This is a genomic window from Limnohabitans sp. (assembly GCF_046052825.1).
GTDB lineage: Bacteria > Pseudomonadota > Gammaproteobacteria > Burkholderiales > Burkholderiaceae_C > Limnohabitans.
This window is the reverse complement of sequence record NZ_JAVLFP010000026.1, coordinates 1-24,552: the sequence shown is the minus strand read 5'-3', so window position 1 is coordinate 24,552 and position 24,552 is coordinate 1. Positions and strand designations below refer to the sequence as shown.

The window sequence follows — 24,552 nt, the reverse complement described above, 5'->3', positions numbered from 1 at the left end:
CCTCACCGACCCCTTGACCATGAGCGCCGTGCTGCAACCCCAAGCCCGACTCGAGCCGCTGACCGAAGCGCTGCTCGATGCCGTGCTGCGCGTCGAGCAGTCCGCTTACAGCCACCCCTGGACGCGGGGCAATTTTTTGGACTCGATCCAAACCGGCTACCAACTCCAGGCACTGATGGGCGAAGACACCTTGCTGGGCTACTTTGTGGCCATGGAAGGGGTGCAAGAGGCTCACCTGCTCAACATCACGGTGGCACCCGAGTACCAAGGCCAAGGCTGGGCCCGTGTGATGCTGGATGCTCTGTCGCTGTGGGCGCGTGGCCGAGGCGCTCACTGGCTGTGGTTGGAAGTGCGCGTGAGCAACGCTCGTGCCATGCAGGTGTACCAAGCTTATGGCTTTCGCCGCGTGGGTGAGCGCAAAAACTATTACCCCGCAGACCACCTCCGGCGGGAAGACGCGATCGTCATGTCGTTCAAGTTGTGAGCACCCACGCATGGCACTGAACCTCGACACCCGCCAACGCGCCATGCTGGCCGAGATGCATGTGCGCGTGTGGTCACCCGTGATGGCGCCAGAGCCCGCGCCGGTGCTTGAGACGGCTGCCCTGGCCCACGAACCAACCCCTGTTCACGCGCCAGTCGCCTCACCTGCACCACACGTGCTGGTTCCTGTGGTTCCTGCCGCTCCCACGGCCCACGCGGCGGCGCTGGCTGCGGCCCCGGTGCGCCACGAGACTCAGCGGCCTGAGGGGCTGGATCAGATGGACTGGGCCGGCTTGCAAGCCACGGTGGCCAGCTGCCAAGCCTGCACCTTGTGCAGCACCCGCCACCACACCGTGTTTGGTGTGGGCGCTCCTGCGCCACAAGGCCAAGTGCCGCAGGTCGATTGGCTGCTCGTGGGCGAAGCACCGGGCGAAAATGAAGACTTACAAGGCCAGCCCTTCGTGGGGCAAGCGGGTCAGTTGCTCGACAACATGTTGCGTGCCTGTGGCCTGTCGCGCGCGGCTGAGGCTGGCCCTGAAGGCGGCGGCATTTACATCACCAATGTGCTCAAGTGCCGCCCGCCTGGCAACCGCAACCCCAAGCCCGAAGAGCTGGCCCAGTGCGAGCCTTATTTGCAGCGTCAAGTGGCCCTCTTGAAACCCAAAATCATTGTGGCCATGGGGCGCTTTGCGGTGCAGTCGCTGTTGCAGCACAGCGTGCCCGGCGTCGACAACACGCCCTTGGGCAAGTTGCGCGGCCAGGTGCACAGCTACCAAGGCGTGCCGGTGGTGGTGACCTACCACCCGGCGTATGTGCTGCGCAACCTGCCCGAGAAAGCCAAAGTCTGGGCGGACCTGTGTCTGGCCATGGCGCAGCTGCAAGGTCGCGGTTGAGGACGGCTGCGAGGCAGCGTCACTGCCCTTCTAAAATCGCCCCATGAAATTTCTTGACATGCTCCAGCGCGCCGAGCGCCAAAACGCCTCGAAGCTGTGCGTGGGCTTGGACCCAGAGCCCACCAAATTCCCAGACCACATCAAGGGCGACGCCAACAAAATTTACGATTTTTGTGCCGCCATCGTCGACGCCACGGCCGACTTGGCCGTGGCCTTCAAGCCCCAAATCGCCTACTTTTCGGCACACCGTGCCGAGGGGCAGTTGGAGCGCTTGATGGAGCACATGCGCCGCGTGGCGCCCCAAGTGCCCATCATCTTGGACGCCAAGCGCGGCGACATCGGCTCGACCGCCGAGCAATACGCCATCGAGGCCTTTGAGCGTTATGGCGCCGATGCGGTCACCTTGTCGCCCTTCATGGGTTTTGACTCGGTGCAACCGTACTTGAAGCACCACGACAAGGGTGCTTTTTTGCTGTGTCGCACCTCCAACCCCGGCGGGGACGATCTGCAAAACCAGCGCTTGGCTTCGGTCGAAGGCCAGCCGCTGTTGTACGAACATGTGGCGCGCTTGGCCCAAGGCCCTTGGAATTTGAACGGTCAATTGGGGTTGGTGGTGGGCGCCACTTACCCTAAAGAAATTGAACGTGTGCGCGCTTTGGCACCCAGCTTGCCCTTGTTGATTCCGGGCGTTGGCGCGCAAGGCGGTGACGCGCAGGCCACGGTGCGGGCCGGCATGTCGGGGCCTCATGGCGATGTGCCGGGCACCACCATCGTCAACTCCTCCCGGGCCATTTTGTACGCCTCGTCCGGTGCCGATTTCGCCCAAGCTGCGCGCCGCGTGGCTTTGCAAACCCGTGATGTGTTGAACGCCGCCGCCCGCAGCTGACCCCCTGACTTGGCCGCCTGGGCGGTCAAGCCCTCAATCACCTGGGGGACTGAGCCGCCGCTGACCCCGGTGGCTTTTCTTTTAGCATGGACCGTGTTGACCTGATAAATTTTGAAAAGGGTAGGCATGTTGGAACAGCCAAAAGCGCAAGTGATGATTGCCGGTGCGGGCCCCGTGGGCTTGTTGACGGCCTTGGTGCTGGCGCAGCGCGGTGTGTCGTGTGTGGTGTTGGAGTCCGAGCCGGGGCTGACCAAAGACCTGCGCGCTGGCACGTTTCACCCGCCCACGCTGGAGATGCTCCAACAAGTGGGCGTGGCCGACGCCATGCTGGCCTTGGGGATCCAGGTGCCGCGTTGGCAGTCGTGTGACTTGGCCCACGGCCTGGTGGCCGAGTGGGACTTGGGCCTGCTCGCCCACGACACCCCCTACCCCTTTCGCTTGCACTTAGAGCAACACCGTTTGACGCCCATCTTGATGGACAAGCTCAAAGCCTTTGCGCACGTGCAGGTGTTGTTCAACCACCGCTTCGAGTCGCTCACACAAAACGCCGACGACGTGACCGTGCGTGTGGCCACCCCAGAAGGCGAGGTCACGTGGCAGACCTCTTGGTTGGTGGCCGCAGACGGCGGTCGCAGCCAAGTGCGCAAATCGGCAGAGATTGAATTTGCCGGCTACACCTGGCCCGAGCGTTACAGCGTGATCAGCACCACCTTTGACTTTGGTACCTTGGGCTACACCGAGAACGCCTACATCAGCGACCCCGAGCAATGGGTGGCGGTGTTCAAGATGCCCGATGTCGGCCCGCCCGGTTTGTGGCGCATGACCCTGCCGGTGGCCCAAGACGTGCCCGACGACGTGGCCATGGCCGGCCCCTATGCGCAGCATGCCATCCGTCGGCTCACGGGTGCAGGGCCTGAGGTGATGTACCCCTTGGTGCACCAAAGCATCTACAGCGTGCACCAGCGCGTGGCGGTGAGTTTGCGCAAGCACCGTGTGTTGTTGGCGGGTGACGCGGCCCACGTCAACAACCCCCTAGGTGGTTTTGGCTTGAACAGCGGTATCCACGACGCCATCAGTTTGGGTGGGATGTTGGCCCAGGTGGTCTTGGGCGAGGCCGACGACAGCTTGCTCGACCGCTACCACCGCCAACGCCACACCGTGAACATGGAGTACGTGCAACAGCTCTCGGTGAAAAACAAAAAAAACTTGGAAGAAAAAGACCCGGAGCAACGGGCGCAACGCATCCGCGAGTTGGAGGAGACCTGTGCCGATCCGGTCAAGGCTCGGGCTTTCTTGTTGAACTCTTCCATGGTCAACAGCATCGCCCGCGCCAACGCCATTCTTTAACCTTTGATGCAAGGACCACGAATGCGACGTTTTAAATTGTTAACACCACTCTTGGCCACCGTGTTGTGCGCAGGCCTGGGCTTTGTGCAGGCACAACCGGCTTGGCCCCAAAAACCGATCCGCATCGTGGTGCCGTTTGCGCCGGGGGGCAACACCGATTCGATCGCCCGCGTGATGGCCGAACGCTTCACGCACAGCCTGGGGCAAGCGGTGGTGGTGGACAACAAGGTGGGCGCAGGCGGCGCCATTGCCGCCGAGTTTGTGGCCAAGGCGCCCGCCGATGGCTACACCTTGATGATGGCCGCCATGCCGGTGATGGCGGTGCTGCCCGTCATCAGCAAAACCAACTTCGATCCTTTGCGAGACTTTGTGCCCATCAGCAACGTGGGCAGCAACCCGTTTGTGCTGGGTGTGCACAAGTCGGTCCCCGCGAACACCGTGTCTGAGTTTGTCGCCTTCATGCGCAGGAACCCCGGCAAGTACAACTACGCCTCGGGCGGCTCGGGCAGTGTGTCGCATTTGTCGGCCGCCCTGTTCGTCAAACGTGCCGATTTGGACATGACCCACATCAGCTACAAAGGCGGCGCACCTGCGGTGACCGACTTGTTGGGTGGCAATGTGCAGATGTACTTCGGCAACTTCTCCGAGCTGTACCCGCATGTGAGTGGCGGCAACATCCGCATCATTGGCGTGTCCAGCGACAAGCGTGCCGCTCAACTGCCCCAGGTCGCCACCATTGCCGAGTCTGGATTTGCAGGTTTCAAAACCGTCACCTGGAATGGCTTGATGGCCCCAGCCGGCACACCACCGGCGGTGGTGGCGCGCCTGGCCGAAGCGGTCAAAGAAGCCCTGGCCTCTGAGGGCACACACACCAAGTTCCAGCAAATGGGGGTCGACCCGATTGGCAGCAGCCCCAAAGAATTTACCGACACCTTGCGTGCCGACATTGCGATTTGGTCTGAGGCTGCCAAAGCCGCCAATTTGAAAATGGAGTAACACCACATGAACGCAGGCCCTATGAACTCACGCACCCTCAGTCTGGATGCCTTGGCCACCCGCGCCAAGATCGCCGTCATCGTGCCCGCCACCAACACCATCGTGCAACCCGAAATGGAAGCCATGCGTCCGGCGGGCGTGACCAACCACGTGAGCCGCATGTTGTTGCCGGTGCGCCCGTATGACGACATGCAGGCCTACCGCCAGGCGCTTGAGACCGAGAAAGGCAACTTGGAAGAGGCCTTGAGCTTGGTCTTGCCCTGCGAGCCCCATGCCGTCGCGCACGGGCACTCCATCCATTCATTCCGTGGAGACCGCGCACGCGCACTGGCCGAACAAGACCGCCTCGAAGCGCTGGCAGGTATTCCGTTCATCACGCCCTCAATGGCGGTGTTGGAAGGCCTCAAAGCCATTGGCGACCCCAAGCGCATCGCCGTGTTGACGCCCTATTGGCCGCCCGCCGACGCGCTGATCCAAGAGTTTTTTGTGTCGTGTGGTTACGACGTGGTTGCGCAACATGGCCTCAAGGCCAAGGGCCCCATTTCGGTGGCGCAATTCACGCCAGATGAGATCATGGCGGGCTTCAAAGCCTTGGATGGGGCGGGCGTGGAAGCCTTTGTGCACGTGGGCACCAACCTGCCGGTGAGCGCGCTCACCCCGCAGATTGAAGCGGAGTTCGGCAAGCCCTTGATCGGTGTCAACGTGGCCACCTATTGGTTGGCCTTGCGCCGGCTGGGCATTCAAGACCCACTGCCGGGCTTTGGCGTGCTGGCCGAAAAACACTGAGCACGTCTCGCGCTGACAGCGCATGGGGGTGGGCAAGCCCAGCGCCTGTGCAAGGTCATCGCGTCCGAGCGTGTCAGCCCGCCAACAAATCGCGTGGCAAGCTCATGATGAAGTCGTTGAGCGTCTTGGAGTCTCGCCCTGGGCGCATGTGGTCGGCCATGTAAGCGCAAGCACTGGCTGTGTCGCGTTTTTCCAAGGCGCTGATGATTTTTTCGTGCTGGTCGTAAGACGACTTGATGCGACCCAAAGCACCAAACGCGTGGCGACGGTAGACCCCGGTGCGTGAGCGAATGCGCAACACCTCTTGACGCAAAAACGTGTTGCGCGCACCCTCGTAAATCAATTCGTGGAACTTGAGGTTGGCATCCTGCCACCCATCCATGTCTTCTTTGTCCGCCAGTTTTTTGCTGCTGCGGTGCAGCTTGACCAAGGCTTTGATTTCATCTGGACTCATGCGTTCGCAAGCCAGCCGGACCGCGATGCCTTCGAGTTCTGCCAGCAGCTCCCACAGCGACAGCAACTGCTGCAAATTCATCTTGGCGACCACCGAGCCGCCGCGCGGCGTGCTGATCAAAATGCCTTGTGCTTGCAGCTGCAGCAGCGCTTCACGCACGGGGGTGCGTGAGACCTTGTATTGGCCTGCGAGCGCCACATCGTCAATCGCATCACCCGGCAGCAACTCACCCGAAGCAATGGCAGATTCAATGCGCAGTCTGATTTGGTCGCTGACTTTCATGATGTCTCACAGAACAAAACAATATTTTAAGTGACAGGTAAAAATACCCAAACTCGGTTATAAATATACACAAATCAACCCAGCTTCACCCCCTCTTTGCATCATGCGCCACGCCACAGAGCACCAGCAGGACTTCACCGAATTGGCACGCCACGCGTTTGCCGACCGGGGTTACGTGCCGACCGATGCATGGCTGCACGCTGCGGCCAAAGGACTGGCGCGTTTGGCCGATGGGGCGCCAGCGCCCGTTGTGCCTGCGCAAGATCTGAGCTTTGACGACATGCTCAAAAGGTGCGCGAATGTTTGAATTGCCGCCACGCATGACGCAACTCCAAGCGCTCATCCGTGGCGGGCAAGTGTCCGCCCAAGAGGCGGTGCGGGCGCAAGTCCAACGTGGGCAAAGCTTGATGGCGCACAGCGCTTGTGTGGTGGACGAGCTGCCCATCGACGCGTCTGGTACGGGGCCTTTGGCAGGCATTGCCTTGGCCCACAAAGATATTTTTCAAACCCACGGTCGTGTCCCTGGATGTGGTGTGGGCCCAGGGCACACGCAAGCCGATCTGCCCATGGCCGCTGCGTTGGCCGCCTTGCAGCAGGCCGGTGCCAGCCAGTGGGCGAGCTTGGTGATGGCGCCTCACGCCTGTGGCGCCACCGCGCAAAACGCGCACTTTGCACGCTGCGTCAACCCGCTGGATGCGTCTGCGGCCGTGGGTGGTTCATCCAGTGGCTCTGCGGTGGCTGTGGCGGCGGGCATGAGCTACGCCGCCCTGGGCACCGACACCGCCGGTTCGGTGCGCATTCCGGCGGCCACCTGCGGCCTGATCGGTCTGAAAACCACCCATGGGGCGATCAGCACCCAAGGCTGTGCGCCTCTGGCGCCCTCGCTCGACAGTGTGGGCATCTTGAGCCGTTATGCGCAAGACGCGCGCGAAATTTGGTCGGCCTTGTGCCCGCAACTGCCGCGCTCCGAACAACCCACGATCACGCGTTGCCACCTGTGGTTGCCCGAAGACGGCGTGGCGCCTGAGGTGGCTCAGGCCATTCGCGCATCGGCTGCGCAGCTGGACGCGCAGATCACCCCCGCAGACTTGGCCGTCGAGTTTGACCGAATCAACCGTCACGCACAACGTGTGCTGCTGTGGGAGACCGCAAGCACGCACCAGGCGAGTTTGTGTGACGGCACCGCAGAACCCAGCGTGCAAGCCATTGGCCTGATGGGCTTGGGGCTGCCGCAGGCGTGGTACCAAGCGTCCATGCGATCGCGTGCGGCGCTGTTGCAAGACTTTGTGGCGCGTCATTTCAGCGATGCCGAATTTTTGATATTGCCTTCGTTGGCAGACCACGTGCCCGATTGGCAAACGGTGGAGGTAGGCCATGCCGCATTCGACCGCGCGTCACTGTTTGCCATGCACCGTTACATGGGCTTTGTGAACTACCTGGGTTTGCCTTCGTTGAACTTGCCGATCGCACGCGACTCAGGGGGTCGCCCAGTCTGCGTGCAAGTGCTGGCGCGCCCTTTTGCCGAACACCGCTTGCTCGACTTGGCCGAGCAGGTGCCCCCTATTTTTTGGACCCATTGACCATGCCGAAAATTCAAGCCTCCAGCGCACTGGCGCGCTTCAAAGTGATCGACCTCTCGCGCGTGCGCGCGGGTCCCAACTGCGTGCGCATCCTCACCGACTTTGGTGCCGATGTGATTCGTGTCGAACCCCCGCCGGGTGTCGATCCCAACGAAGCCATGTTCGCGGCCAACCGCAAGGGCGGCGACTTTCAAAACATCAACCGCAACAAGCGCTCGATGACGCTCAACCTCAAAAAGCCGGGTGCCATGGAGGTGCTGATGCGTTTGGTCGCCGAGGCCGATGTGGTGGTGGAGAACTGGCGACCCGACGTCAAAAACAAATTGGGCTTGGACTACGAGTCTTTGGCCAAAGTGAACCCACGCATCATCTTGGCCAGCATCTCGGGCTTTGGGCAAGACGGTCCGTATGCCTGGCGTCCGGGCTTTGACCAAATCATCCAAGGCATGGGTGGCTTGATGAGCGTGACCGGTGAGGCCGAGCATGGGCCTGTTCGCGCCGGCTTGGCGGTGGCCGATTTGAGTGCCGGCCTCTATTGCGCACTGGGCATTTTGGTGGCCTTGCTGGAGCGCGAAGTGTCGGGCAAGGGCCAGTGGGTGCACAGCTCGCTGTTGCATTCGCAAATCGCCATGATGGATTTCCAGATGGCGCGCTACCTCAACGACAACGATGTGCCGGTGCAGGTGGGCAACAACCACCCCACCAGCTCGCCCATGGGCTTGTTCGACGCCAACGATGGCTGCTTCAACCTCGGTGCGTCGGGCGAAGGCAATTGGAAGCGCTTTTGCGACGCACTCGACCAACCCGGTTGGTACGCCGACCCCGAGTTTCAGACCGAGCCCTTGCGTGTGCAACACCGCGAACGCTTGAATGCACAAATTGCGGTCGAGTTCAAAAAGAACACCGTCAAGCATTGGGTCGATTTGCTCAACCAAGTGGGCGTGCCCGCTGGCCCGGTGTACACCGTGCCGCAGGTGTTTGAAGACGAACAAGTCAAACACCTCAAGGTCACTGAAACCTTGATGACCAACTTTGGCAAAGAGATGGCCTACATCACCCAGCCCGTGGTGCTGGAGCGCACGCCCTCTCAGGTTGTGGCGCCCGCCCCTGGATGGGGCGAGCACACCGACGAGGTTTTGCGCGAAGCCGGTTACTCGGACGCAGAGATTCAACAATTTCACACACAAGAGGTGGTGTAAGCATGGGTGCGATACATGTCACACACGACGCGCACGTGAGCGTCGTCACCATCGACGACGCCGAGCGTTACAACGCCATGAGCTTGTCGATGTGGATCGACCTCAAGCAAGCGTTTGACGCCATTGAAGCCAACCCCGATGTACGTGCTGTAATTTTGCGCGGCGCGGGCGAGAAGGCCTTTGTCTCGGGCGCCAACATCAGCGAGTTTGAAACCCAGCGCAACTCGGAAGCCTCGGTGGCCCACTACAACCACAGTGTGGCGCAAGCGCAAGAAGCGATCACGCGCTGCCGCGTGCCGGTGATAGCCGCCATCAGCGGCATTTGCTATGGCGGTGGTTTGGGCCTGGCCTTGAGTTGTGATTTGCGCTATGCCAGTCCGGCCTCCAAGTTCCGCATGCCTGCCGCACGTTTGGGCCTGGGCTATGGCTACCGTGGCATGAAAAGCATTGTGCAAAACCTCGGACCCACGGCAGCCGCCGAAGCCTTCTACACCGCCAAGGTGTATGGGGCCGCTGAAGCCGCACACATCGGCATCGTCAACACGGTGCATGACGATGTGTTTGCACATTGCGCCGACGTGGCCTTGCAAATTGCACAAAACGCGCCCCTCACCGTGCAAGCGGCCAAGCAAGCCATGTTGTGCATTGCCGACGGCGACGAATCGCAGATTGCACGCATCGACCAGGCCGTGGATGTGTGTTTCAAAAGCCAAGACTACGCCGAAGGTCGACGCGCTTTTGCAGAAAAACGGCTGCCTCAGTTCAAGGGCTGCTGAAAAGTCAGACCTTGTTTCATCGACACCCACCACACACGACACACACCATGACCTCAGCTTTGCAAGGCAAAACAGTTTTGATCACCGGCGCATCAGCGGGCATTGGCCGCGCCACCGCCATGACCTTGGCGCAGCATGGCGCACACCTCATTGCCTTGGGGCGTCGAGAGGATGCGCTCCAGCAGTTGCAAGACGCGTTGCCTGCGGGCAGGGTGCGCATCTTGGCGGGCGACCTCAACGATGACGCTTACCTCAAGCAGGTAGAAGCGGTGGCAAGTGAGGTGGATATTTTTGTCAACAACGCGGGCGTGTTGCGCTACGCCCCCTTGTTGGACTTGTCCCCAGAAGACTGCGAATGGATGTTCCAAACCAATGTGTTGGCCTCGTTGAAGGTGACCCAAATTTTGGGCCGCGCCATGGTGGCACGCAAGGCGGGCCACATGGTGTTCATGACCTCGATTGCCGCGCGTGAGGTGTATCGCTTGGCCTCGGTGTACTGCGCCACCAAGCATGCCCTGTCGGCTTTGGCGCGTTCTTTCAGATTGGAGCTGCAAGGCTTTGGTATCAAGGTGACAGAGGTCGCGCCGGGCATGGTGGACACTGAGATCCGGGCTGGCAGTGACCACCCCGATGTGTTGGCCGCTGTGGCCACGCGCAAATTCAAAGCCTTGACCGCGCAAGAAGTGGCCGACGCTGTGGCCTATGCCGTGCTGGCCAATCCCAATTGCTGCCCCGACTTGATCGAGTTGCGCCCACAGGGCTCAGCCTGAGCGTGGCAGGTCATTTTTTAAAAAAATAGGAGCACCCCACATGGCGACTGCAAAAAAAGCAAGCCCCACACCAGCCCGCAAAACGGCGCCTGCCGTCAAGACGGCAAAAGCCGTTGTGAAGAAAGCCGCCCTCGCTCAAAAGGCCAAGGTTCTGGCGACGGCGAAACCAGCCAAACCTGCCAAAGCACCGGCCTCCGTGAAAAAGGCGAAAGCGGCCAAAGTGCCTAAAGTGTCTAAAGCCAGCAAAGCAGCCCAGACCAGCAAAGCGACCCCAAAGCCAGTCAAGCCCGGTAAGCCACCGGTGATCAAGTGGGGCCCACAAAAGTTTGTGGCCAACCATTTGAAAGACGCTGTGTTCAAGACCGGCTTGCGTGATTACGCGCAGTACCGCGATTTGGGCATGACCGAAGCGACGGGCGGCGCGGCCCAAGCCCATGTGATCCGGCTGCTGGGCAAATGCGACCCCAAGGTGGTGTCCATCCCCCACTACCACGGTGTGCAGTTTCAGATGCTGTATTTCCTCAAGGGCTGGATGATCGGTGAGTACGAGGGCCAAGGACGCGTCAAGATGACGGCAGGTTCTTGCTGGCTGCAACCGCCGGGCATTCGCCACACCGTCATCGATTACTCACCCGACTGCGAGATGGTGGAAATTATTCTGCCAGCGAACTTTGAGACGGTCGAGTTTGAATAAGCATGGCAGCATGCGATGTGCGCTTAATTTTTACCAAAGGGGTTGCGTGTGAAACACCGTAGCGTTTTGAGTGTGGTGGTGCCGTTGGCGCTGCTGATCGTGTGGCAAATTGTGGGCAGCAAGCCCGGCATGCAAGCCATGTTGCCCAGCCCATGGCTGGTGGTGACGGCTTGGCATGAATGGATATTCGGCGAGGCCACAGGCATGGGCCTCAACCCTTATTTAGGGACTTGGTGGGCCAACGTTGAATATTCGGGGACCCGTGTGGTCGCTGGCTTTGCACTGTCGATGGTGGTGGCCATTCCACTGGGTTTGATGATTGGTTGGAGTCGACGTTTGTCGGTGCTGATCGATCCCATGATCCAAATGTTTCGTCCCATCCCCATCACCGCATGGTTGCCGTTTTCCATTGCCGCGTTTGGCATCACCAACATGGGGTCGATCTCTTTGATCTTCCTCGGCGGTTTCTTTGCCATCGTCGTCAACGCCACCCAAGGTGCGCGTGATGTGGACAAGAACTTGGTGCGTGCGGCCAAGATGATGGGCGCTTCGCCCTGGGTGTTGCTCAAGCGTGTGGTTTTCCCTGCTGCGTTGCCCAACATCTTCACGGGCATGCGCATTGGTTTGGGCATTGCTTGGACCGCAGTGGTGGCTGCCGAAATGGTGGCGGTGAAATCCGGGCTGGGCTACGTGTTGTGGGATGCGTACTACGTGGGGCGCATGGACATCGTGTTTGCCGACATGGCGTCGATTGGCCTGATGGGGTTCTTGAGTGACCGCTTGATCATTTGGATCGAGCGCCGCGTTCTCAAGTGGCGTCTGCTGCAAAACCATTGATTCCTTGAGGACATACCATGTCGCACATTCACATTGATCAGCTGTTCAAAATCTACCCGGGCTCACCGCCCGTTCACGCGCTTGACAACATCCACCTGGACATCGCACCGGGTGAGTTTGTGGCCTTGCTGGGGCCTTCGGGCTGCGGCAAATCCACCTTGCTCAACATCATCGCCAGCTTTGAGCAGCCCACCTCGGGCTCTTTGACGGTGGGCGGACAAACCATTCAAACCCCAGGGCCAGACCGTGGCGTGGTGTTTCAAGAAGCGGCCCTGTTCCCTTGGCTCACCGTGTGGGAAAACATTGTGTTTGGCCCCAAGGCCCAAGGCCTGCCGGCCTCGGCCTACGAGAGCCGCGCCGAAGAAATGCTGGGCATCATGGGCTTGAAAGACTTTCGCAACCATCTGCCCATCCAGCTATCGGGCGGCATGCGCCAGCGTGTGGGCATTGCGCGCGTGTTGACATTGGGCTCGCGAGTTTTGTTGATGGATGAGCCCTTTGGCGCGCTGGATGCACAAACCCGCTTGACCATGCAAGAGTTGTTGCTGTCGGTGTGGGACAAGCTCAAACCCACCATCATTTTTGTGACCCACGACATTGACGAGGCGCTGTTCTTGGCCGACAAGATCTACGTCATGTCCGCACGCCCTGGGCGCATGGAGACGGTGATCGACACCCACTTGGCACGTCCTCGCAACATTGAAATGACGGCCACGCCAGAGTTCAACGACATGAAGTTGCGAATTCTCAAGACCATTCGCTCGCATTGAGCGCAGCCTTTGGCGCATGAAAAAACCGGCTCAGCGAGCCGGTTTTTTTGTGCAGAAAGGTGAACTCACCTTTCTCTGCGAATGAGCTTAACGGCCACGAATTTCTTTGGCCAGGCTGTCGTCGTACAACTCCATCGCTTCTTTGGTGACGTCAGTTTTGATCACGCCTTGTTTGAAAGACGCTTCCGCCAGTCGACCCACTTGGGCGCGATCGAGCACACCACCGAGTTTGATCAGCTTGTGTGATTCACGGGTCACGTCCAAAGGCAAGCCGGTGAACTGTGAGTAAGCGTTGACGAAGGCATTGCTGTCAGCCGCCAATTTGGCTTCTGCATTCAAGTAAGCCCACATGAAACGCTTGATCACTTCGCGGCGCTTGCTGTAAGACTCGCCTGAGGCAGCCAACAAACCCAGCTCTGGGCCCACGGCCTTGGACTTGCTGTAGTCCACCAAGTTGGTGGCAAAGTAGGCCGCGCCTTCTGCGACGACTTGGGACTCAAACGGTTCCCAGCTCAACATGGCGTCGATGTCGCCGCGCTTGAGTGCTTGCACAAAGGCCGTCCCCCCACCTTGGATGTTCACCGCGGTGAAGGTGTTGTAAGGGATGTTGTTCTCGACCAAGCTCATGGCCCAAGCAAACCAAACGGCTGATCCAGGTGCCACGGCAATCTTCTTGCCTTTGAGGTCGTCCCAGGTGTTGATGGTCACGCCCTTGCGCACCACCAAGTACTTGGGGGACGAGGCCACGCCACTCAGGCCAATGATGTTCTTGGTGCCTTGGCTCGCTGCAATGGCCAAGTCGGCAGGACCCACCACCGACACGTCGACCGAGTTGGAGATCAAAGAGGTGCGTGCATCGGCATAGCGCACAAACTCAGCGCGCTTGACTTCGATGTTCATCTTCTTGAGTTCTTCTTCCACCAAATGCAGTGGCGAAACTTGGCCCACCTTCACATACCCAACTGTGATGACCTCTTTGTTGGGCATGGGGCTGGGCATAGGGGTGATGGCCTGGGCCGTTTGCAACAACACGGCGCATGCCATGAGGGCTGTTGATAAGAGTCGAAAAATGCGCATGAAAAGTTCTCCATTTAAAAATGCCATAAACACATGAACGATTGCAATTTTTACGCCCGAAAAAAGCCATCGATCCAACCCTGAGAGTCTCACAGCACAAGGGCATGAAACGACGTCACGCCCGAGACAGAAAAGACGCGGAATACCCCTAGTTCCCGGGCGCTTGGCCTGTGTTGTTGGGGCATTGCGATAACAATCGCTCTATCATCGAAAACGTCTTTTTTAGCACTGGATTGTTCTATGGCCAACCCGCGTATTCCGTACTTGTTTTCTGACGAGGGGCCTCAACTCAAAGCACCCAAAGAAGGGGCCATCATGGTGCACTTGGTGGTCAATGTGGAGCATTGGCAGTTCGACGCCAGCATGCCACGCACCATCATCACGCCACCGCATGGCAAAGAGACCGTGCCCGACGTGCCCAACTTCAGCTGGGCCGACTACGGCATGCGTGCGGGCTTGCCGCGCATCATCCAAGCCATCCATTCACGCGGACTGCCCGCCTCCACCAGTTTCAATGCGGGTGTGATTCACGCTTACCCCCGTGCGGCTGAAGCCATGCACCAAGCAGGTTGGGAATTCATTGGCCACGGCGTGCACCAAAAAGCCTTGAACCACGCCGAAGGCGAAGAGGCGCTGATTGCCACCAGCCTGGAGATGATCGAGTCGTTCACGGGCAAGCGCCCCAAGGGATGGCTCAGCCCAGGTTTGCGCGAGTCGCATGACACGCCTGAAATTTTGAAGCGCCAGGGCATTGACTACGTGTTCGACTGGGTGGTCGACGATGTGCCCCGTTGGATGACCACGAAAGAAGGCCCGCTGTTGTCACTGCCTTACAACTTGGAAGTCAACGACTCCATCATCTATGCGGTGGAGCGCCACAGCTCGAACGAGATGTACCAGCGTTTGGAAAACACCTTGCGTTTGTTTGAGCGCGAAGCCCAAACGCAACCCCGTGTGTTGGCGATTGGTTTACACCCCCATTTGATTGGTGTGCCACACCGCTTCGAGAGTTTGGAGCGCATGTTGGACTTGCTCATGAAGACGCCGAATGTGTGCTTCATGACGGGTGAGTCGATGGCCGCTTGGTACACCCAGCAAGTGCCCGCACCCCAACTTTAATTTTTTGACCACAAAGGTAACGATCCCCATGGATTTGCAACTCAAAGACAAGCGCGTGTTGATCACGGGCAGCTCGCGGGGCATTGGCTTGACCATTGCCCTGGCCTACGCGCACGAAGGCGCGCAGCCGATTTTGGTGGCGCGTGAGCCCGCCAACTTGGCCTTAGCTGAACAAGCGTTTGCGCAGGCGGGTTTGGCCAAACCCTCTTCTGTGCTGATGGATTTGTCGGTGTCGGGCTCCGCAGAACAACTGTTTGCGCAAGCGCCCGATGTGGACATCCTGGTCAACAACGCGGGCGCAATTCCTGGCGGTACGGTGGTGGATGTGGACGAGCAACGCTGGCGTCAAGCCTGGGAGCTCAAGGTGTTTGGTTACATCAACATGACCCGCATGTATTTGCCCATGATGGAAGCGCGTGGCCATGGTGTGATTTGCAACATCATCGGCATGGCCGGTGCTGCACCACGTGCGGACTACATCTGCGGTGCCACGGGCAACGCGGCTTTGATGGCATTTACCCAAGGCGTGGGCGGCGAGAGTGTGAAAAAAGGCGTGCGTGTGTTTGGCATCAACCCCTCGCCCACCCGCAGCGACCGCATGCAAGGCATGTTGCAACAACAAGCCGACAAGAAGTTGGGCGACGCCAAGCGTTGGACCGAGTTGACCAGCGGTTTTCCGTTTGGTCGTTTGGCCGAGCCGAACGAAATGGCCAAGTTGGCCGTGTTCTGCACATCTCCTTTGTGCAGCTATCTGAGTGGCAGTGTCATCAACGTCGATGGCGGTCAGCTCTACACCACCCCGAGCAAATAAACCATGAGTGTCAACAACTTTCCTGAATTGCGCGAAGGCGTGCGCCAAGTGGTGTCTGCTTTTGACTCCCGTTACTGGCAAGAGGTGGACGAGGCCCGTGCCTTTCCCGAAAAATTTGTCACCGCCTTGACCGACGCCGGTTGGTTGTCGGCCTTGATTCCTGAGGAATACGGCGGCTCTAACCTGAGCCTGACCGAAGCCAGTGTGATCATGGAAGAGATCAACCGCGCCGGTGGCAACTCGGGCGCTTGCCACGGTCAGATGTATGTCATGGGCTGTGTGGTGCGTCACGGCACGAAGGAGCAGAAAGAAGCCTTGCTGCCCAAGATCGCCTCGGGCGAATTGCGCATGCAGTCGATGGCAGTGACCGAACCCAGCACGGGCTCGGACACCACCCAACTCAAAACCGTGGCGGTGCGCCAGGGCGACCACTACGTGGTGAATGGGCAAAAGGTGTGGACCTCGCGCTTGCAGCACTCTGACTTCATGTTGCTGCTGGCACGCACCACGCCACTGGCCGAGGTGAAAAAGAAGTCCGAAGGCTTGTCGGTGTTTTTGGTGGACTTGCGCGAAGAGGTGGGCAAGACCATCACCGTCAAACCCATCCGCAACATGGTCAACCACGAGACCAACGAAATCTTCATCGACAACCTGAGCATCCCGGTAGAGAACCGCATCGGCGAAGAAGGCAAGGGGCTCAAGTACATCATGGACGGCTTGAATGCCGAGCGCATTTTGATTGCCGCTGAGTGCATCGGTGACGGCTATTGGTTTGTCGACCGTGCCACCCAGTACGCCAAAGAGCGCGTGGTGTTTGGCCGTGCCATCGCGCACAACCAAGGCATTCAGTTCCCCATCGCCAAGGCCCACATCAACGTGGAAGCGGCCAGCTTGATGCGCTACGAAGCGGCGCGTTTGTTTGACGCTGGGCTGCCGTGCGGCGCACAAGCCAATATGTCGAAGTTGCTGGCGGCCGATGCGTCTTGGGAAGCGGCCAATGTGTGCCTGCAAACCCATGGTGGTTTTGGCTTTGCCGCCGAGTACGACATTGAGCGCAAGTTTCGCGAAACCCGCTTGTACCAAGTGGCCCCGATTTCCACCAACTTGATCTTGTCCTACGTGGGCGAGCATGTCTTGGGCATGCCCAAGTCTTACTGAGAACAACGTATGTCCACTTCTCCTTTGCCTGTTTACACCACCCTTGACTGCAGCCGCGTTTCAGACCATGTGTTGCAGGTCTGTTTGAACCGCCCTGAGGTGGGCAATGCATTGAACACGCAAATGGCGGTGGAACTCCTCAACCTCTGGACTCGGTTGACCGAGGTGCCGGGCAAGTTGCGTTGCGTGGTGTTCACAGGTGCTGGCTCCAAAATATTTTGCGGTGGCGGCGACCTGAAAGAGCGCAACGGCATGACGCCGCAAGCGTGGCAACACCAGCACGAAATTTTTGAGCGTTTGTATTGGGCCATGATTGATCTGCCTTTGCCGGTGGTGGGCGCCATCAATGGCCACGCCTATGGCGGCGGCTTGGAGATGGCCTTGTGCTGCGACTTTTTGTACGCCAGCCAAGCGGCCCGGTTTGCATTCCCTGAGGTCACCTTGGGCATCATGCCCGGCATGGGGGGGACGCAAAACTTGCCGCGTGCCTTGGGTGAGCGACGCGCCAAAGAATTGACGCTCACAGGCCGTGCGTTCAGCGCTGAAGAGGCCTTGGCCTGGGGCTTGGTCAACCAAGTGGTGGCGCCAGACCAAGTGTTGGCATTGGCCCTGGAGACGGCTCAACGCATTGCGGCCAACGCGCCCTTGGCGGTGCGGCAAATCAAAAAGTCGATCCGCTATGGGAGCCAGATGGAGCTGCGCACGGCCTTCCGTTTTGAGGTGGAGGCCTACAACCGTTTGGTCGACACCGACGACCGACGCGAAGGCGTGGCCGCTTTCAACGAGAAGCGCCCTGCGGTATTCAAGGGCTGCTGAGGTTTTCAGTTCGTCTCAGCCGTTGAGCGTGTGGGCCACAGCACCGACGCGATGGCGGCCATGATCAAGACCACAGCCACCCAGTCTTGCCAGTGCAGCACTTCGCCCAACCACCATGCGCCGCTGAACACACCCAAGACGGGGATGAGCATCACACTCAAGGTTGAGGCCAAAGGTGGCAGACTGCGCGCCAGCCACAGCCAAGCAGATTGGGCGAATACAAAAATCCCAACTGCGTTGTAAAAGATGGCGCCCCATGTGGCTGCGGGCGGAAAGGCCCAGCGGTCTGACTCAAACACAGTGGCTACCAAGAGCATCAACACCGTGGTCATGCCCGTCATCCAAAACACAATCGTCAGCGTGGGCACTGTCATTTTGGTGTGACGAATCTGCTGCGTGCCCAACCCCCAAGCGGCGGCTGCGGTCAAGGCCATCAACACCCCCAGGGGTTTGCCGGTCAAGCTGACCAACTCATGCCACAGCAGCAAAAAAGCCCCCAAGGCGGCCAAGGCAACCCCTAGCCATGCACGTGCCAACAAGGGCGACTTGAAAAAAAACATGCCGATCACCGCAGAAAAAATCGGCATCGAATAACCCAGAATGGCAGCACGTCCGCTGGACAAATCTTGCACCGCCAAAATCATCAGCACATGCCAGACAAACATGTTGCTGCAAGCCAAGATGAAAAGCTCTCGCCACTCCTTGCGCGGCACCCTGAATGACACCTTCATCTTGAACATTACCAAGCTCAGAAGCAGCCAACCCAGCAAGATGGAAATGCTGCGAAACGTGATGGCCGGGTAGTGGGTGATGCCCATCTTCAAGATGGGCCAGTTGATGCCCCAGACCAAGGTGAGGATGACAAGCGTGGCCCACTGCTTGCGGGTGAGCTGGTGTGCGTGGGGCATCAGACGTCCAAGTGGATCAGCGGTAAATTTCGCGTCGATTGCCGATTCTTAAAACACGCACGACGATGCGTTGGTCCTGAATTTCGCAGATGATGCGCCAGTCCCCGACACGGTATTTCCAATAGCTGCCTAGGCGTTGACCCGACAGTGCCTCTCCGAGATCACGTGGATTTTTCAGCACACTGATGCGCGTGCGCAAGAAGCCGACCAATCTGATTTGAATGGGTCGATCAAGTTTGCGTAGATCTTTCAGTGCTTCAGGGTCGAACTCAATTTGCCAAACCAAGTTCGCGCTCCACGTCTTCTAGCGAAATGGTTTTACGATTTTTTCTGGCGCGTGCTTGTGCCAAATACAGGTCTTCTAAATCGTCGATGTGTTCCAAGATGGCTTCTCGCGCCAAGGCTGTCTTGGTCAAGCCAGTTTCTTGGGCCAGTGCGCCAAGTCGCGCTTCAAGGGCTTCAGGTAAGCGAATAGCGAGCATGATGCCTCCAGAGTTGCTATACAAGTATAGCGATGCTCCTGCATGTGCGCAGACGAACAGACCACCAGCTGCATCGGGCCTAGATTCAACAGCCTCGCCGAAGGGTGCTGTGGGAAGAAGGTCGATATGTTGATGAACGTTGTGTTGGTGATTCTGTTTTTGATGTTGCTGGGTGCCATACCCACTTGGCCGCACAGCAGAACTTGGGGCTATTACCCCAGCAGCGGTCTTGGACTGGTCGTGCTGGTGTTGTTGTTTCTGATATTGACGGGTCGCGCTTGAAGCGCCACACACACAAGGAGCACACGATGAAGATCACACACCACACCACGCGATACCTCTTGGCTGCTTTGCTGCTGCTGGGCTTGTCGGCTTGCCACAAACCCGGGCCCGCACAAGAGGCCGGGCGCAAACTGGATGAAGCCGCTGAGAAAGCCACTGAAGCGGTGAAGAAAAGCGTGGATGACGCAGACGATGCAGCAGAGCGTCAAAAAGAGAAGGCCAGCACGGCCATGGAAGACACCGAAATCACAGCCAAGGTGAAAACCGCTTTGATGCAGCGCGAAGGCATGAAGTCGGTCACCATCAGCGTCAAAACACGCCGTGGCTTGGTCACGCTGACCGGCTCTGTCGCCTCACAGGCGCAGGCCGATGTGGCCCAACAACTCGCACAAGCGGTCAAAGGCGTGCACGAGGTGGACAACCTGTTGGTGGTGGTCAGCCCAGCAAACGCTTCAGGCAACGCCCGGTAAAACGGGGGCGGGTGGCAGCAGCCTTTTCTGGGAGATGTCTGTGCGGGTGAGCTGGTGTGCGTGGGGCATAGGGGTGAAGCTTAGCGTAGCGAGCGCTTGAAGCCTGCGAAAGGCAAGGCTTCATGAAGCACCCTCTCGGAGGTCATAGACAATGGTGTTTTTCATTCAAAGTCCAGCCATGCAGATCACCCAAGACACGGCCGTCACCCTCAAATACCAAATCACCACACCCGCAGGCAAGCCCTTGGACTCGGGGCATTTGTCGTATTTGCACGGTGGCTATGACAACATTTTTCCAAAGGTCGAAGCGGCACTCCATGGCCAAGCTGTGGGCTTTGCCGTCAAGCTGGATTTGAGCGCCGACGATGCATTTGGCGAACGCGACGAATCGTTGGTGCGTGTGATTCCTAAATCATCGTTTCCACCGGGCGTGAAAGTCGGCGGCCAGTTGCAAGGCGCGGACGAAGACGGTCAGCCGTGCGTGTTCAACGTGATGAAGATCAAAGGCCCCGAAGTGCACCTAGACGGCAACCATGCGTTGGCGGGTCAAGCGCTGCGTTTCAGCGGTACCGTGACAGATGTGCGCGCAGCCACGGCGGAAGAAATGGCCCACCGCCATGTGCATGGCGCGCACGGTCATCAGCATTGAAATCAACTGGGTAGCAAACGCTTCAAATACCGCCCGGTAAAACTGGCCGGGTTGGCAGCCAATTGCTCGGGCGTGCCCACACCCACCACTTGGCCACCGCCACTGCCGCCTTCAGGCCCCATGTCGATGAGCCAGTCGGCGGTTTTGATGACGTCCAAGTTGTGCTCGATGATGACGATGGTGTTGCCCGCGTCACGCAGGTGTTGCAACACTTTCAGCAGCAAATCAATGTCGGCAAAGTGCAGGCCGGTGGTGGGCTCGTCCAAGATGTAGAGCGTGCGCCCGGTGTCGCGCTTGCTCAACTCCAGGGCCAGTTTCACGCGCTGTGCTTCACCGCCCGAGAGGGTGGTGGCGGCTTGGCCGAGTTGCAGGTAGGACAGGCCCACATCCATCAGGGTTTGCAGCTTGCGGGCGATGTTGGGCACGGCGCTGAAGAAGCTCAGGGCTGCTTCGACGGTGAGCTCCAAGATCTGCGCAATGTTCTTACCCTTGTACATGACCTCCAGCGTTTCGCGGTTGTAGCGCAGGCCGTGGCACACGTCGCAGGGCACGTACACATCGGGCAAAAAGTGCATCTCCACCTTGACCATGCCGTCGCCCTGGCAGGCTTCGCAGCGCCCGCCTCCTGAGCCAGCGGCCACGTTGAAGCTGAAGCGCCCGGGGCCATAGCCACGCTCGCGTGCCGAGGGCACTTCGGCCATCAGCTCGCGAATGGGGGTGAACAAGCCGGTGTAGGTGGCGGGGTTGCTGCGCGGGGTGCGGCCAATGGGGGATTGGTCGACGTTGATGACTTTGTCGAAGTAGTCGAGCCCGGTGATCTCGTCGTGGGCCGCGGGCTCTTCGTGCGCGCGGTGGATGGTGTGGGCGGCTGCGGTGTACAGCGTGTCGTTGACCAGCGTGGATTTGCCCGAGCCCGACACGCCCGTGACGCAGGTGAGCAAGCCCACTGGCACATCCACGTTGACGTGTTGGAGGTTGTTGCCGCGCGCGCCAGTGATGCGAATGACTTGGTCTTTGCAGGCTTGCTTGTCGAGCAGGCGTTGTGCGGCCAGTTGATCCGCGGGCACAGGCAAAAAGGCGTGACGCTGGGTGGGCACCTCGATGCGCAGGGCTTGTGCCAGGTAGCGCCCGGTGAGTGAGGCAGGGTTGGCCTCGATCTCGGCGGGCGTGCCTTGCGCCATCACCGCGCCGCCATGCACGCCAGCGCCGGGGCCCATGTCCACACAGTAGTCGGCGGCACGGATCATGTCTTCGTCGTGCTCCACCACCAACACGCTGTTGCCAATGTCGCGCAGGTGTTTGAGGGTGTCGATCAGGCGGTCGTTGTCGCGCTGGTGCAAGCCAATGCTGGGCTCGTCCAACACATACATCACACCTGTCAGACCCGAGCCAATTTGCGAGGCCAGGCGAATGCGTTGCGCTTCGCCACCCGACAAGGTGTCGGCGCTGCGGTCCAAGCTCAAGTAGGTCAGGCCCACATCGTTCAAGAACTTCAGGCGTGAGGCGATTTCGCGCACCACCTTGTCGGCAATTTCAGCCTTGGCGCCCTGGAGTTGGAGGGTGTTGAAGTAGCCAAAGCATTCGCCCAAGGTGCTGTGGCTGATGTCGAAGATGCCGCGCATTTGCGCGCCTTCGCCAATGCGCACGTTGCGCGCTTCGCGCCGCAAGCGGGTGCCGCCACAACTGGTGCAGGCGCGGCTGCCACGGTAACGCGCCAGGTCTTCGCGCACCACCACCGAGTCGGTCTCGCGGTAGCGGCGTTCCATGTTGACCAAGATGCCTTCGAACGGGTGTTTTTTGCTGAGCTTTTTGCCGCCCGAGGCACCGCTGTCCAAGCTGTAGTTGAACTTGATGTCTTCGTCGCCCGAGCCGTAGAGCAACACCTGTTGGATCTCGGTGCTGAGGTTTTCAAATGCGGCATCGAGGTCAAACTTGTAGTGCTTGGCCAAGCTCTCCAGCAGCGAGAAGTAGTGCGCGTTGCGGCGGTCCCAGCCTTTGATGGCACCACTGCCCAAGCTGAGCGAGGGGAAGGCCACCACACGGGCGGGGTCGAAAAAGTCTTGGTGACCCAAGCCGTCACACGCCGGGCACGCGCCCACGGGTGAGTTGAACGAGAAAAGGCGGGGCTCTAACTCGCTGATGGAGTAGCTGCACTGCGGGCAAGCGAACTTGGCATTGAAGCTGTGCTCCACCCCGGTGTCCATCTCCAGCGCAATGGCGCGGCCTTCGGCCAAGCGCAGCGCGGCTTCAAAGCTCTCGGCCAGGCGCTGGCGCAAACCGGGCGGTGGGGCGGTCACCGCCACGGCACCGATGCTGGGTGCGGTGGCGACTTGCGGCGCTGCCGGTGCTTCGTGGCGCACCTTGATGCGGTCAATCACCACGTCGATGTCGTGCTTCTCGGTTTTCTTGAGTTGCGGCAAGTCGTCGTACTCAAACACCTGCCCACCCACGCGAAAGCGCACATAGCCTTGGGCTTGCAAGTTGGCAAACACGTCGGTGTATTCGCCTTTGCGGTCACGTGCCAGCGGGGCCAGCAGCATGAGCTTGGTGTCTTCGGGCAGGGCCATCACCGCGTCCACCATTTGCGACACGCTTTGCGCTTGCAGGGCCAGGTTGTGGTCGGGGCAGTACGGCGTGCCGGCGCGGGCAAACAGCAGGCGCAGGTAGTCGTGAATTTCGGTCACCGTGCCCACGGTGGAACGTGGGTTGTGGCTGGTGGCTTTTTGCTCAATGCTGATGGCGGGTGACAGGCCTTCGATCAGGTCGACATCGGGCTTGTCCAAACGGCCCAAGAACTGACGGGCGTAAGCCGAGAGGCTTTCCACATAGCGGCGTTGGCCCTCGGCGTACAAGGTGTCAAACGCCAAACTCGATTTGCCCGAACCCGACAAGCCGGTGATCACCACCAACTGGTTGCGCGGAATGTCGAGGTCGATGTTTTTGAGGTTGTGCGTGCGCGCGCCGCGAATGCTGATGTTTCGCATGGCGGAGGGGCTGTTCATGGCCTGGCCCAAGTAGGTGCCGTCGGTGGGTGCGTTCACAGGTGAGTCAATCAAAGGGCAACCCGCCATGATAGTGGCGGGTTGCGGATTTGTCGTCTTTGCGGCTAATGTGTTGCGTGTGTGATGCCTAAGTGCTTCTCAACACCCTAGAGAGATTCAAGAAAACGAAGATTTAATGATTCATTTTGGGGCGAGATGGCGGCATTGCGTACTTCGTTGAGTTTGGAGCCCCCATGATCACCCTCCACACCTTCGGCCCTGCCTTTGGCCAAGCAGACTCCAGTCCTTTCGTGATGAAGGCCATGGCCTTGTTGACGTTGTCGGGCCAACCTTTCGCCACCAATGTGTATGCGGGTGGCCCCAAGCTTGGTCCCAAAGGCAAGCGCCCCTACATCGTGGACGATGGCGTGACGGTGGCCGATTCCACCTTGATTCGTTTTCACCTAGAGCAAACCTACGGACTTGATTTAGACGCGCACCTCACCCCGCAGCAAAAGGGCGTGACGTGGGCGGTGGAAAAAATGTGCGAAGAGCATCTGTATTTCGCGGTGGTGTATTTCCGCTGGATGGTGGATGAAAACTTCAACAAAGGCCCGGCCACTTTTTTCAACAAAGCCCCTGCGTTGATTCGTCCGTTCGTTCGTGCAGCCATGCGAAACAAGTCACGCAACATGCTGCACGCCCAAGGGCTAGGGCGACACACCGAGACAGAAATTACGCTGCTGGCCTGTCGGGACATCGATGCGCTGGCGCAGGTGTTGGGTGACGCCGATTGGTTGGGGGGTTCAACACCTTGCGCGGCAGATGCAAGTGCGGGCGCGTTTGTGTTGGCGTGCTTGTGCGAGCACTTTGATACGCCGTTGTTGGCAAGGGCCAAGACGCACACAAATTTGGTGGCGTATGCACAGCGGGTGCAAAGTCGTTTTTTTGTGTGAGGTGTTAAGCCTAGGGCTGGTCTTGCGCCTAACGACAGTTGGCAATGCAGGACAATTCCTGCTGTGACGACCGACTCAACTCCCTCCCCC

Annotated in this window: 28 protein-coding genes; 22 read left to right on the top strand and 6 right to left on the bottom strand. The window is 59.4% G+C overall.

What is annotated here, in order from left to right; translation table 11 throughout:
* Nucleotides 1-19: 19 nt before the first annotated feature.
* The 6 genes from rimI (at nt 20) to ACKWJN_RS03155 (ending at nt 5,391) form a co-directional block, all read left to right on the top strand.
* Complete coding sequence (gene rimI / locus ACKWJN_RS03180; protein ID WP_408594604.1) at nt 20-484, top strand: ribosomal protein S18-alanine N-acetyltransferase; 465 nt, start codon at nt 20-22, stop codon at nt 482-484.
* A 10-nt stretch (nt 485-494) separates the two neighbouring features.
* The gene (locus ACKWJN_RS03175; RefSeq protein WP_408594437.1) at nt 495-1,376 is read left to right on the top strand and encodes a uracil-DNA glycosylase family protein; all 882 of its coding nucleotides are present in this window, start codon (nt 495-497) and stop codon (nt 1,374-1,376) included.
* 43 nt (nt 1,377-1,419) lie between these two features.
* A complete protein-coding gene (gene pyrF / locus ACKWJN_RS03170; RefSeq protein WP_408594436.1) occupies nt 1,420-2,262 on the top strand; it encodes an orotidine-5'-phosphate decarboxylase in 843 nt (280 codons plus the stop codon).
* 126 nt (nt 2,263-2,388) lie between these two features.
* Nucleotides 2,389-3,609, top strand: coding sequence for an FAD-dependent oxidoreductase (locus tag ACKWJN_RS03165; RefSeq protein WP_408594434.1), 1,221 nt, complete (start codon nt 2,389-2,391; stop codon nt 3,607-3,609).
* A gap of 21 nt (nt 3,610-3,630) precedes the next feature.
* Nucleotides 3,631-4,605, top strand: a complete 975-nt coding sequence (locus ACKWJN_RS03160; RefSeq protein WP_408594432.1) for a Bug family tripartite tricarboxylate transporter substrate binding protein — start codon at nt 3,631-3,633, stop codon at nt 4,603-4,605.
* Nucleotides 4,606-4,611: 6 nt separating this feature from the next.
* Nucleotides 4,612-5,391, top strand: coding sequence for a hypothetical protein (locus ACKWJN_RS03155; RefSeq protein ID WP_408594431.1), 780 nt, complete (start codon nt 4,612-4,614; stop codon nt 5,389-5,391).
* 73 nt (nt 5,392-5,464) lie between these two features.
* Here the strand turns inward: ACKWJN_RS03155 and ACKWJN_RS03150 are convergent, their stop codons facing one another.
* Entirely contained in the window at nt 5,465-6,127 is a 663-nt protein-coding gene (locus ACKWJN_RS03150; RefSeq protein ID WP_408594429.1) for a GntR family transcriptional regulator, read from the bottom strand.
* 103 nt (nt 6,128-6,230) lie between these two features.
* On the opposite strand from ACKWJN_RS03150, the gene ACKWJN_RS03145 reads away from it, so the two are divergent.
* The 8 genes from ACKWJN_RS03145 to ACKWJN_RS03110 are packed head-to-tail and all read left to right on the top strand — an operon-like array spanning nt 6,231 to nt 12,753.
* Complete coding sequence (locus tag ACKWJN_RS03145; protein ID WP_408594428.1) at nt 6,231-6,434, top strand: hypothetical protein; 204 nt, start codon at nt 6,231-6,233, stop codon at nt 6,432-6,434.
* On the top strand, nt 6,427-7,707 hold the full coding sequence (locus ACKWJN_RS03140; RefSeq protein ID WP_408594426.1) for an amidase: 1,281 nt from the start codon (nt 6,427-6,429) through the stop codon (nt 7,705-7,707). The genes ACKWJN_RS03145 and ACKWJN_RS03140 overlap by 8 nt, the downstream gene beginning before the upstream one ends.
* Before the next feature lie 2 nt (nt 7,708-7,709).
* Nucleotides 7,710-8,906 (top strand): CaiB/BaiF CoA transferase family protein, encoded by a 1,197-nt coding sequence (locus tag ACKWJN_RS03135; RefSeq protein WP_408594424.1) that lies wholly within the window; start codon nt 7,710-7,712, stop codon nt 8,904-8,906.
* A 2-nt stretch (nt 8,907-8,908) separates the two neighbouring features.
* On the top strand, nt 8,909-9,682 hold the full coding sequence (locus ACKWJN_RS03130; protein WP_408594422.1) for an enoyl-CoA hydratase: 774 nt from the start codon (nt 8,909-8,911) through the stop codon (nt 9,680-9,682).
* 47 nt (nt 9,683-9,729) lie between these two features.
* Nucleotides 9,730-10,452, top strand: a complete 723-nt coding sequence (locus ACKWJN_RS03125) for an SDR family oxidoreductase (protein WP_408594421.1) — start codon at nt 9,730-9,732, stop codon at nt 10,450-10,452.
* 40 nt (nt 10,453-10,492) lie between these two features.
* On the top strand, nt 10,493-11,146 hold the full coding sequence (locus ACKWJN_RS03120; RefSeq protein ID WP_408594419.1) for a cupin domain-containing protein: 654 nt from the start codon (nt 10,493-10,495) through the stop codon (nt 11,144-11,146).
* Nucleotides 11,147-11,194: 48 nt separating this feature from the next.
* Entirely contained in the window at nt 11,195-11,983 is a 789-nt protein-coding gene (locus ACKWJN_RS03115) for an ABC transporter permease (RefSeq protein ID WP_408594417.1), read from the top strand.
* Nucleotides 11,984-12,000: 17 nt separating this feature from the next.
* Nucleotides 12,001-12,753, top strand: coding sequence for an ABC transporter ATP-binding protein (locus ACKWJN_RS03110; RefSeq protein ID WP_408594415.1), 753 nt, complete (start codon nt 12,001-12,003; stop codon nt 12,751-12,753).
* An 87-nt stretch (nt 12,754-12,840) separates the two neighbouring features.
* Here the strand turns inward: ACKWJN_RS03110 and ACKWJN_RS03105 are convergent, their stop codons facing one another.
* Nucleotides 12,841-13,830 carry an ABC transporter substrate-binding protein gene (locus ACKWJN_RS03105; protein WP_408594413.1) on the bottom strand — a complete coding sequence of 330 codons (990 nt, stop codon included), beginning with the start codon at nt 13,828-13,830 and terminating at the stop codon, nt 12,841-12,843.
* 240 nt (nt 13,831-14,070) lie between these two features.
* On the opposite strand from ACKWJN_RS03105, the gene ACKWJN_RS03100 reads away from it, so the two are divergent.
* From ACKWJN_RS03100 to ACKWJN_RS03085, 4 genes are read left to right on the top strand one after another with little or no spacing between them, the layout of a single operon-like run.
* The gene (locus tag ACKWJN_RS03100; RefSeq protein ID WP_408594412.1) at nt 14,071-14,949 is read left to right on the top strand and encodes a polysaccharide deacetylase family protein; all 879 of its coding nucleotides are present in this window, start codon (nt 14,071-14,073) and stop codon (nt 14,947-14,949) included.
* 28 nt (nt 14,950-14,977) lie between these two features.
* A complete protein-coding gene (locus ACKWJN_RS03095; protein WP_408594410.1) occupies nt 14,978-15,760 on the top strand; it encodes a short-chain dehydrogenase/reductase in 783 nt (260 codons plus the stop codon).
* 3 nt (nt 15,761-15,763) lie between these two features.
* Complete coding sequence (locus ACKWJN_RS03090; RefSeq protein WP_408594408.1) at nt 15,764-16,918, top strand: acyl-CoA dehydrogenase family protein; 1,155 nt, start codon at nt 15,764-15,766, stop codon at nt 16,916-16,918.
* 9 nt (nt 16,919-16,927) lie between these two features.
* A complete protein-coding gene (locus ACKWJN_RS03085) occupies nt 16,928-17,734 on the top strand; it encodes an enoyl-CoA hydratase/isomerase family protein (protein ID WP_408594406.1) in 807 nt (268 codons plus the stop codon).
* Between the two features lie 5 nt (nt 17,735-17,739).
* Here the strand turns inward: ACKWJN_RS03085 and ACKWJN_RS03080 are convergent, their stop codons facing one another.
* From ACKWJN_RS03080 to ACKWJN_RS03070, 3 genes are read right to left on the bottom strand one after another with little or no spacing between them, the layout of a single operon-like run.
* On the bottom strand, nt 17,740-18,642 hold the full coding sequence (locus tag ACKWJN_RS03080; RefSeq protein WP_408594404.1) for a DMT family transporter: 903 nt from the start codon (nt 18,640-18,642) through the stop codon (nt 17,740-17,742).
* A gap of 16 nt (nt 18,643-18,658) precedes the next feature.
* On the bottom strand, nt 18,659-18,928 hold the full coding sequence (locus tag ACKWJN_RS03075; RefSeq protein WP_408594402.1) for a type II toxin-antitoxin system RelE family toxin: 270 nt from the start codon (nt 18,926-18,928) through the stop codon (nt 18,659-18,661).
* Nucleotides 18,912-19,124, bottom strand: a complete 213-nt coding sequence (locus tag ACKWJN_RS03070; protein WP_408594400.1) for a DUF6290 family protein — start codon at nt 19,122-19,124, stop codon at nt 18,912-18,914. Before ACKWJN_RS03070 ends, ACKWJN_RS03075 begins: the two co-directional genes overlap by 17 nt.
* Before the next feature lie 126 nt (nt 19,125-19,250).
* On the opposite strand from ACKWJN_RS03070, the gene ACKWJN_RS03065 reads away from it, so the two are divergent.
* The 3 genes from ACKWJN_RS03065 to ACKWJN_RS03055 all read left to right on the top strand — a co-directional run bounded on the left by ACKWJN_RS03065 (nt 19,251) and on the right by ACKWJN_RS03055 (nt 20,525).
* Nucleotides 19,251-19,406 (top strand): DUF3309 domain-containing protein, encoded by a 156-nt coding sequence (locus ACKWJN_RS03065; RefSeq protein WP_408594398.1) that lies wholly within the window; start codon nt 19,251-19,253, stop codon nt 19,404-19,406.
* A 26-nt stretch (nt 19,407-19,432) separates the two neighbouring features.
* Nucleotides 19,433-19,876 (top strand): BON domain-containing protein, encoded by a 444-nt coding sequence (locus ACKWJN_RS03060; RefSeq protein ID WP_408594396.1) that lies wholly within the window; start codon nt 19,433-19,435, stop codon nt 19,874-19,876.
* A gap of 178 nt (nt 19,877-20,054) precedes the next feature.
* Complete coding sequence (locus ACKWJN_RS03055; RefSeq protein WP_408594394.1) at nt 20,055-20,525, top strand: peptidylprolyl isomerase; 471 nt, start codon at nt 20,055-20,057, stop codon at nt 20,523-20,525.
* A 2-nt stretch (nt 20,526-20,527) separates the two neighbouring features.
* On the opposite strand, the gene uvrA is transcribed toward ACKWJN_RS03055, so the two are convergent.
* Nucleotides 20,528-23,527, bottom strand: coding sequence for an excinuclease ABC subunit UvrA (gene uvrA / locus ACKWJN_RS03050; RefSeq protein WP_408594602.1), 3,000 nt, complete (start codon nt 23,525-23,527; stop codon nt 20,528-20,530).
* 233 nt (nt 23,528-23,760) lie between these two features.
* Between uvrA and ACKWJN_RS03045 the strand changes: the two genes are divergently transcribed.
* Nucleotides 23,761-24,462, top strand: a complete 702-nt coding sequence (locus ACKWJN_RS03045) for a glutathione S-transferase family protein (protein WP_408594393.1) — start codon at nt 23,761-23,763, stop codon at nt 24,460-24,462.
* Nucleotides 24,463-24,552: the final 90 nt, after the last annotated feature.